This window comes from Rahnella perminowiae (genome assembly GCF_019049755.1).
Taxonomy (GTDB): Bacteria; Pseudomonadota; Gammaproteobacteria; order Enterobacterales; family Enterobacteriaceae; genus Rahnella; species Rahnella perminowiae.
Map to the genome: position 1 here is coordinate 1 of NZ_JAFMOS010000455.1, position 10,111 is coordinate 10,111.

The 10,111-nt window shown below is 52.8% G+C and carries 5 protein-coding genes and 1 pseudogene; all 6 read right to left on the reverse strand.

The genetic code is table 11. The annotated features are described in order from the left end of the window. Positions 1-265: 265 nt before the first annotated feature. Positions 266-1,365 (reverse strand): IS3 family transposase gene (locus J1785_RS07840; RefSeq protein WP_217219176.1). Its coding sequence is split into 2 segments (ribosomal slippage): positions 266-1,104 and positions 1,104-1,365, totalling 1,101 coding nucleotides; the frame shifts between segments, so codons are not numbered across the junction. Between the two features lie 327 nt (positions 1,366-1,692). Continuing rightward, positions 1,693-3,135 carry a metalloprotease TldD gene (gene tldD / locus J1785_RS07845; RefSeq protein ID WP_217137469.1) on the reverse strand — a complete coding sequence of 481 codons (1,443 nt, stop codon included), beginning with the start codon at positions 3,133-3,135 and terminating at the stop codon, positions 1,693-1,695. A 17-nt stretch (positions 3,136-3,152) separates the two neighbouring features. After that, the gene (locus J1785_RS07850; RefSeq protein ID WP_217137470.1) at positions 3,153-4,502 is read right to left on the reverse strand and encodes a TldD/PmbA family protein; all 1,350 of its coding nucleotides are present in this window, start codon (positions 4,500-4,502) and stop codon (positions 3,153-3,155) included. Positions 4,503-5,471: 969 nt separating this feature from the next. Then, a pseudogene (trxA, locus tag J1785_RS26710) lies at positions 5,472-5,783 on the reverse strand (thioredoxin); the annotation flags it as partial. Positions 5,784-5,800: 17 nt separating this feature from the next. After that, positions 5,801-7,516, reverse strand: a complete 1,716-nt coding sequence (locus tag J1785_RS07860) for an ABC transporter ATP-binding protein/permease (RefSeq protein WP_217137472.1) — start codon at positions 7,514-7,516, stop codon at positions 5,801-5,803. Between the two features lie 12 nt (positions 7,517-7,528). After that, positions 7,529-9,961, reverse strand: a complete 2,433-nt coding sequence (locus J1785_RS07865; protein ID WP_217137473.1) for a TonB-dependent siderophore receptor — start codon at positions 9,959-9,961, stop codon at positions 7,529-7,531. Positions 9,962-10,111: the final 150 nt, after the last annotated feature.

The following is a 10,111-nucleotide window of genomic DNA, read 5'->3' on the forward strand; positions in this document are numbered from 1 at the left end:
CACTGAGAATACTAGGGTTGCCCCCTAAGGGATCCCCACAAATAATCAGTAAAGGATTATCATTTCTGAATATCGCCGCTGAAATGTTTGCAGTGGCTTATCCAGTGACAGGGCTTTCAATATATCCGATATGTGTCTGATGAAATTTTTTGCCAATGCTAAACCGGCGACCACGGAGTGTGTTGGCCTGATACCTTACATGTATCCCTTTGTTCTCTAATGCGTCAGCCACATGATCCCTTCCCAATATTGATGCCAGGATAAATCAGAGATCCGGGCCTGTTTGCAGGCTTCGGGCAAATTCTGCCGGAGTCTGATTATTTAACGAGGAATGTGGCCGGTACTGGTTATATTCCTGCCGCCAGTGCTCGATCTTATCCTGAGCATCTTCCAGTGACAGGAACCAGTGCACGTTCAGACATTCATCACGCAGGCTGCCGTTAAATGACTCAACCAGGGCGTTATCTGTGGGCTTCCCGGGGCGTGAGAAGTCCATCGTTACCCTGTTTCCATACGCCCAGCGATCCAGCCTTTTCGAGATAAATTCGCTGCCGTTGTCCGTCTGTAGCCGCTGTGGTACACGCGGCTGTGTCTGCCTGATCCGTTCCATCACGGCGACCACTTCGTCACCGCGAAGTCCCTGGCCTACCTCGATCGCCACGCATTCACGACTAAAATTATCGACTACAGTCAGGGCTCGGATCCGGCGTCCGTTGAACAGATTATCAGCAACGAAATCCATGCTCCAGCACTGATCCACAGCGGTCACGGCCGGGCGGATATGCCGGTGCCTGGCCGTCACGTGCCGCCGCAGGCGTTTTGACCGCAGGTTCAGCCCTTCAAGACAGTAAATCCGATGGGTTTGCTTGTGGTTAACCCGCCAGCCCTCGCGCCGCAGCAGGATATGGATCCGCTGCACACCATAGCGAATGCGGGTTTCTGCAATCTCCCGTATCCGCTGCGTGAGGGCCCGGTCATCGCGGCAGCTGCGGTAGTGGTAGACCGTTCGGCTCTGCATCATCAGCCGGCATCCCCTGCGAACCCCGATGCGGTACGCCGCCAGCAGGTATTCGACCGCCTCGCGTTTCTGCACCGGCCTCAGAACTTTTTTCGGATGACGTCCTGCAGCATTTCCTTGTCCAGACTGAGATCGGCGACCAGCCGTTTCAGGCGGTGATTCTCTTCCTCCAGCTGGCGCAGCCGACGCAGTTCCGTCACGCCCATGCCGCCAAACTTCTTCTTCCAATTGTAAAAAGTAGCCTCAGAAATCCCCATCTTTCTGCACACTTCCTCCACCCGAGTGCCGGTTTCGGCCTGTTTAAGGGCAAAGGCTATCTGTTCTTCGGTATAACGGGTCTTTTTCATGGTTGATATGCCTCTCAGTGAGATGAAAGAAAGACCGGATACTTCAGTTTAGACTGGCACTGTTTTCAGGGAGGAGATCACAAGGAGATCAATAGGTATTTTCATGCTGGCGGCTGTCAGCGGTAGCCGGCTCAGGCAACCCCCGCTGACACTAATTTTAGTGTTCTACCTAAGCGAGACCACTACAGAATTGCACGCTAACATTGTCGTGAAAGACAGAGGTAAATTTCTCCTTAATTACTCGATAAGGCAAATGACTGAGCAAGTTTCGGGTTAAGTTCAACATCAGAATGCAACCTATATTAGTGCTTAATTTCTCCATCAAGTTTAGCCTACAATTATATTATCTATCTTAAGAGTCGGTTGTCCCACACATACTGGCACATTTTGCCCGGATTTACTGCACACTGCGGTACCGCGATCTAGCGACAGATCGTTGCCCACCATACTGATTAACCGCAGCGTTTCCGGGCCATTGCCTGTAAGTGTGGCGCCTTTAACCGGCGAAGTGATTTTGCCATCTTCAATTAGATACGCCAGAGCGCTCTGGAAACTGTACTGGCCGCTGACAATATCTACCTGACCACCGCCCAGATCGGCCAGATATAATCCACGTTTGACCGAGGAGATAATTTCCTCCGGCTCATAGCGTCCGCTGCGCATAAAGGTATTGGTCATACGCGGCATAGGTAAATGAGCATAGGACTGCCGGCGGCCGTTGCCCGTGGGCGACTGCTTCATTAAGCGCGCGCTCAGGCTGTCGTGCATATAACCTTGCAGGATACCGTCCTCAATAAGCGTGGTGCACTTCGCCGGTTCCCCCTCATCATCCACATTTAGCGTCCCGCGACGCCCCGCTATAGTGCCGTCATCAACGATATTAATACCGGGTTGAGCCACCCGTTCCCCAATCCTGCCGGAATATACTGAGGTACCCAATCGGTTAAAGTCACCTTCGAAGCCATGCCCCATGGCCTCGTGCAATAACATGCCTGGCCAGCCTGCGGCAATAACCACCGGCATACTGCCGGACGGCGCGGCTCGCGCCTCCAAGTTAATCAGAGCCGTATTGACCATGACGCGCAGCGCATCCAGCAAAGCCTCATCGTTAAACATACTGAAGTCGCCGCGTCCGCCAATACCGGTACTGGCTGTTTCTTTGGCCCCCCGTTGTTCGACAACCACGCTGACGTGCAAGACCAGCATCGGCCTGATATCCGCCGCCTGATAGAAGTCGTGACGCAGAATGTAGTTTACTGAATGGTTTAACTCCAAACTAGCCGTGACCTGGCTCACTCGAGGATCGACAGCCCGGGTCATGCGATTGATTTTCTCCAGCAGGCCGATTTTTTCCTCCGTGCTACAGGCCAGTAGGGGGTCGGCAGCGATAAAATGCAGACGGTCAGCGGGGGATGCGACCGGCGCAGATATAGACAATCGGCCCGGCGCCGCAATGGTTTTTACCGAACGGGCGGCATAATGCAAATGCTTCTGGTCAATATGCTGGGAGTAGGCGAACGCGGTGGTGTCGTGCTCCACCGCGCGCAAGCCAAAGCCTTGATCGACGTTAAAGGAACCGGAGTTCACCACGCCATTTTCCATTACCCAGTTTTCCCGCCTCAGACTCTGAACAAATAAATCGGCATAATCCACCTGATGTGACAGCACGAGATCCATCATGTCATGCAAATCATCATCGGTAATACCGTGAGCCGCCAGTAACAACTGTTTGGTCTGAGCCAAGTGGTTAGTGATTATTTTCTCATTCATGGTAATGATCCTCTAGTTTAGCGTCCCGCCACCTGCAGGCCGTCGATTAACACAGACCCGCTGCTCAGCGCCCCCTGTGTGAGTCTATCGGCACCAACGGCGGCGATATTACGGAACATATCCGCTAGGTTGCCAGCCACAGTGACGCCGTCAACAGGATGGAGAATTTCTCCGCCTTCCACCCAAAACCCACGGAGACTGCGGGAATAATCACCGTTTATCAGGCGTGGCCCACCGCCGCTGAAGGCTGTGACCAACAGGCCTGTATGGAGTTTTTTCATCATGGCGGTTAAACCATCACTGTCCCGGGTGAGACTGCTGCAAAGGCTCAGGTTGCCCGGCCCCCAGCCGTTGCCGGTGGGTGCCATTCCTAGGCGCCGCGCCGCATAGGCGGACAGGAAAAAACCTGACAGCCGGCCGTTATCTACAATCCGCCGCGCCGCGCCGCTGATGCCGTCGCTGTCAAATGACCGGCTGGCCAGTCCCTGCGGCACGAACGGATCTTCATCTATACTGATATGCTGGCTAAAGACGTCCCGGCCGAGTCCATCGGCAAGAAAACTATTTTGGCGATACAGCACCGCACCGCTGGTCGCCTGCACCAGATGTTCAAGCAGCGTTAAGGCGCAACTGGGGGCGAACAGTACCGGGCAGTGTCGGCTACCGGTTAGCGGTGCACTATCAAGTGCAGCCAGCGCGCCGCTTCCCGCTGTGTAGCCAATGCCTTCCGGCGCCATCATTGAGCTCGCGAGATGAGAGTGTGAACTCCAGAAATCCAGTTGGCTGCACCCCGGTTTTTTGGCCAGCGCCTTGGCGCTCATTACATGGTTAGTTTGTCGATCGCCCCGGGCAAAACCCCGGCTGTTCATCAAATACCATCCAGATTGGCTGGTACTCACCCAAGCGCCGTCGCTAACCACGTCTTGACCGGCTGAGATTATGCCGTTCTCAATGCGATGGGCCAGCAACTGCGCGGCAGTTTCGTCCAGATCCCAGGGATGCCAGAGGTCAAGATTGCGCGACGCTTGGCACAAGTAGGACTCCGGCGCCAGGCCTATAAATTCATCTTCGCCGGTATAACCGGCGATGCGACAGGCCGCTTGCACGGTTTCCCGCAGGCGGGCGGATGAAAAATCAGTGGAGCTGGTGGTCCCCTGATGCCGTCCGCGATAGACGGTAAGCGACATACTGGACTGGGTGTCGCGGGTGCGGGTGCGTAGCCGACCCTGGCGCATTTCAATCAGAAGGGTGTTGCTCTCGAAAAAAAGGACCTGAGCGTCGGATGCACCTTCCCGGATGGACTGCGAAATAACGCTTTCGGCCAGTTCAGCCAATTGCTGCTGATCATGCGCAAAAGTAGTCGACATAAATGCTTCCTAATTATCGATTATGGCTTAAAAGTCCGGCGCTTCGGCCAGCAGTTGATTCAGCGTCTGCTGCATCCGCGCGCTCACCGGCAGGGCGAGCTGCGGCAGGTTATGATGGAAAGCGTTTTCCTTGGCGATAAACTCCGGGTTCCGCGCCAGCCATTCCTCTCTGAGCAGAGTGATTTCTTCTTGGGTCAGCTTGCCCGCCGGACTTTGACGCTCTTTATCCTTAAACCAGTCCAAACGTATGTCAGGAGTCGCCCGATCCTCATCACTCCAGCCCGACAAGATCTCCAACTGCTGGAACTGCGCCCAGTTCATGTTGAGCGCAATATGGCTCCATTTATCACTATCGGTAGAGATCGGCGACGGCGACAGATCTCTTAGCAGAACGGCAAAAATTCTTTCCAGTTGGCGGTCAGGCTGCTGATAACCTTGCAGCAGCGATACCGCCTGTTCGCCTATCGCCGACCAGCCTTCCGGTTCAGTCTCCCTGCCGGCAAGTTGGGCGGCGCATAATACCTGCCAACGGGAGAGCAAATGCACCAGTTGCGGATCGCGCAGGTAGTCGGTCCATGGCGCTGATTCCGACCCAAGCCACCAATACATAAACCGCTGAGGTACCAGCCGGTAATCTTTACCGGCACGCAGCGCCGTGAATAATGTGCCTACCTGTTCCGCCGACAGATATCCGCAGCGGTCCAGCAATCGGGCTAGGGCAATTGGCAGCCCGGTTATCCGTTCAAATGCAATGCTGTCGGGCTGGTGTACCATGGCCGCAGAGGTGGTACCTTTACCGCCAAGCCAAAAACTGTCTAAACCAATCGTGATATCTCCCGCCTCCGCATGGCGAATGGTCCGCTGCGCGATAAAATCATGCAGTCCCTCATCGCCATAAAAGCTGGCACAATCCAGCGCTTTGGCCTGCTGCATAGGCACTTGCGACGCTATATCCACTTGGTGTTCGGCCAGCCAGATGTTAAGTTGTCCCGAGGACAGGGCGCCGACTTGACGCGCCGCCTCCGCTCCTTCCCGGAACAGCAGCAAGGTGGGTATGCCGCGCACACCATAGCGATTCATTATGTTCGGGTATTTTTCAACATCGATCTTCGCCACCAGCAATTTGCCATCACTGTTCTTGGACATTTTATCAATAATCGGCGCCATGGCGTGGCAAGGTACGCACCAGGGTGCCCACAGGTCCACCAGTACCGGCAACTGTGCGTTCATCAAAAAGCTATCAAAACCATCATCTGTTAATTCTTCGGGCTTATGCGACATACGGGTTCCTATGAATATTAGTGATCCTGTTCAGGCATCAGGGTGAGAATATGCTGGTGGAAGTGCGTCAGTTCTTTGCGATGGGCTACGCTGATGATTGTACTGCTGGGCAACCGATCAAGGAGCGCCTGGTACAAACGGCCCTCGGTTTCCGGATCCAGGGCGCTGGTCGCTTCATCAAGAAAAATAATATCCGGACGGTGCAGCAAAACCCTCGCCATCGCCAGTCGCTGCTGTTCGCCGCCGGACAACACCTGCTGCCAGCGATCGGATTGAGTAAGAGACCCTATTCGTTCAGCTAGACAGCAATCCAGCAGCGCCTGGCGGTATTGCAGGTCGGTAAAGGTGTCAGGCCCATCGGGATAGGCTAACGCACTCTTTAACGTGCCGACCGGTATATAGCTTTTCTGCGGCAAAAACAGTGTACGTACCGTCTGTGGACGGGTGATGGTTCCTTCCCCATAAGGCCATAGTCCTGCGCAGGCGCGCAGTAGCGTGCTTTTGCCGCTGCCCGAGCGCCCCCGCACGACCCAACGCTCGCCAGCCTTAACCTGCCAATCTGATAACCGCGAAAGCACCGTGCCGTCCGGGCGCAGCAGGGTTAACGCCTCGCAGCAAAGCGCGGTGCCTCCATATGCCAACCGGATACCGGCGGGCATATCGCGGGCCTTGTTTAACGCCCAGAGCATATCCCGTAGTCGATTGGCCAAGGCAATCCATTGAGTAAAGGATTGATAAGCTTGGGGGAAAAACGCCAGCGTATTAAGCAGCATGCCATAAGCCATGGTAATCTGCGTCAGGCCGCCCATGGTGATTTTCCCCGTCAGCAATAAAGGCAGCGCCAGCAAGGTCGGCAGCGGTGAAAAAACCTGGGTGAACATACTTTGAAAAAAATTCAGCTTAAAGGTTTTACGCATCATTAATAGCGTATTGTTTCGCACCCTCGTAAAACGGGACAATAGTCGCTGACCTTCTCGTGCACCTCCGCCAAAAAAAGCGATTTGCTCAGCATTTTCCCGCACCTGCATACCAAGGAAACGGAAATCCGCTTCCACCGTTTGTTTATTCATGGTAATGCCAATTAACACCTTGCCCAACCAATGAGCCAGGGCGAGATGAGCAAATGAATACAAATAGACGGCAAACACCATATAGCCTGGAATCGAAATCGTCCCGCTACCCAGGGGGATAGACAAGGCGCCGGATAATCCCCATAACAGAATGGTAAACGTCACGACATTAACCAATACATTAATAATATTTGTAGACAGGTTAATTGTAACTTCTGTAAACAGATTAATGTCTTCCGCAATACGCTGATCGCCGTTACTGATTAGATTATCCCGCTCCAGCTGATAATAAGCAGCGCCATGGGTCCATAGCTCAACATAGCGATTAGTCATCCAGGTACGCCAGCGCAGGGTCAGATAACTAATCGCCAACACGCTAATCAGCGGTAATAACGTTGATATCGTACCGATGGCCAGACTTTTAACCATGGTATTTCTGATAAGCGGCCAATTAAGCCCCACGAGCGCATCGGTTAATTGGCCATGCAATTGATTCAGGGCAATTAACGCATACGTGGTAGTAAAATTAATCGTCAGGATGATAGCAATTAATAAACAAGCTCGCCATTTTTCCGAGGATACCCAAAAAGGGCGAATTAATTGCCATACTCCTGGCCGATAATTATTGCTGGATGACGTTTTGTTGCTAGGTTGTGCCTTCATATTTCCCACAAATCAGAACGTGTAGGTCAACGATAACCGTGCAGTACGGCCAGGCTTGACGCCGATATACGTTGCCGTAGTCGAATAATAATAAAGGTCCCGGTTAAATATATTTTTCACGCCCAGCGTCACCGTATATTTCGGCTGATGGTAAAAAATGGAGGCATCTGTTTGCGCCCAGCCACCCATTTTAAAATAATTTCCCGTAGTGCCGTTCATAGTACTGCTGGCTGCTTCAACGCCGACGCCTGCACCAAGACCACGTAATTGCCCTGACTGCAGTTCATAAGTACTCCAGATACTGCCAGAATGTTTGGGCTGTCCGGTAACTTCGGTTTTATAGCCGGTAAGATCGGACGTATCCGGATCCTTAGGCTGGGCAAAAGTATAGCTAGTAGTAATATTCCAGCCCGGGAAAATTTGGCCGTTTACATCAAGGTCAAATCCTTTGGTATCCCTCCCTTCCGTACCCACCGCGTCGCCGGCGATATTAGTCACGGCTACGTTGCTCTGAACGATATGGAACATTGCGGTGGTAATGGTCAGATTATCGTCGAGCAGATTGAATTTAAAACCGACCTCTTTGGATTTGCCGGTGGAGGGTGCCAACGGTTTGCCGGTGAGGGTATTGATCGTACCGCTAGTCGCGAAGCTATTTAATAGGTTGGCGTAGATTGCCACCTCAGGGGTAATGTCGTAGCTGACGCCGTAGCTGGGGACCCATTTCGTCTCGTTGGAATTCGTAGTCTGATGACTATTGTTTGAGTAATTGACGATAGTCTGAGATGTCCATTCGGCACGTTTCGCGGATAACTGAAAGTGCAGCTTTTTCCACAAATCAATTTGATCTTGTAAAATCAGTCCCTTTTGATCCTGGGTGGTTGTATACGATTTAAACGTGGGATCGGGTATGCTGGGAAACGACAGGCTATCGGGATCGTTAAAGTTGCCGGTGGTAAAAATACGAGCGTCGTCTAAATCCCAACTCGTAGTCTTTGCATGTTGATAGTCGTAACCGAGCAGGAGATTATGGGTTATCGGGCCCATATCGATTTTGCCGCGAATATCATTTTGCAGGCTTAATGAGTTCAAATCCTGCTTATTGGCCAACTCAGAGGTGACTAAAGATCCGTCGGGCGACGCACCATAAGTCTCATGAATTCGATAATTTGTGGTGCTAGAAAGATAGGTCGCTTTGCTATTAAAAGACCAATTGTCGCTCAAATCCTGATTAAGTTCGTAATAAAAGGTCTTGGCACTCCCTGAAAAATGATCATCCTTATCCCCTAGTCGATACACCGGCAGGCGCTGGATATGGCCATCCGTATACACAGTTGCCGCCGGACCAGAGGTCCTGCCGGAGCTGAACTCCGCACCCACTTTAATTTTGGTCTTATCGGTTACCCAAGCCAATACCGGCGCGAGGTAATCATTGCGCTTGCCGTTAAAATCGGGAAAACTATTATCCGCGTGCATAGTTGAGGCATTTAAACGGTAGCGGAAGGTTTTATCATCGTTTAACGGGCCGCCCAGATCGATGGCTGTTTTGACTTCACCATATTTGGATGTCTCGAACTTTATTGTATGTAACGGATCGCTAGTCGGAGCCTTGCGCACGACATTGACCGAACCGGCGGGAGAACTGTTCCCCGCCAGCACCGCCTGCGGGCCTTTTAGCACTTCCACCCGCTCAATGCCGTCGATATTGGAGTAACCTGTCGTGCTGCCGTTCACAGTACTGTCGGGGTTGGATACGCCGTCGGTGGACCCGGAGTCAACGCTAAAGCCCCGGATATAAATAGTATTAAGGCCGCGATCGCCGCCCTGGATCGTCACTCCACCGGTATTACGCAACGCATCCTCCACCGAGACCGCTTGCCGGTCTTCAATCAGCTTGCGGCTAACCACCTGCACCGACTGCGCCGTATCCTGCAACGCGAGGTTGGTCCGGGTGACAGAGCTGGACGTCGACGGGTTATAGACCGTGGCGTCTTCGCTTTGATCGGCGCCTCCGTTGACCGTAATAGTCGGCAGCGTCTGGCCACTGTCCTTCGCCGCCTGCAATTCGGAGGTGGCGGCGGCCGGCGTAGCCAAGGCGGAAATGGTCAGGGTGCCATTGGCGGTGGTGGTAATGAACAGCGGCGTGCCCTGCAGTTGGTGTAAAATCACCTGTTCGAGAGTAAAATTGCCGCTTATGGGTTTGGCCTGGTAAGGTGCCACCAGTTTAGGATTAAATGAGATGGTCTGCTGGCTTTGGCGGGCAATGGCTAATAAGCCTTGTTCCAGGGAACCCGCCGGCACCGAGTAATGCAATAATTTCGCCGGCGACGCGTAAGCCGCCTGCGACGGCAGCAATGCAGTGTTTGCGAGAGCAAACGTGATATGTAAAGCCAACCGGCCAGGAGCAAAATGAGTTTTCCATGCGCTCTGCAGTGCTGCATTCATTGGATACGCTTCCAGGTGAAAAAGCAAAAGTATAGCGACGCCATAATATTATGGGTCAGTTCGTCATCTCAGTGGGTATGTGCAACTGGAACCGAAATGTGTCACTGAGTAAGAATTTTTTTTCGTGATATTTTTTGTTAACATAAATTG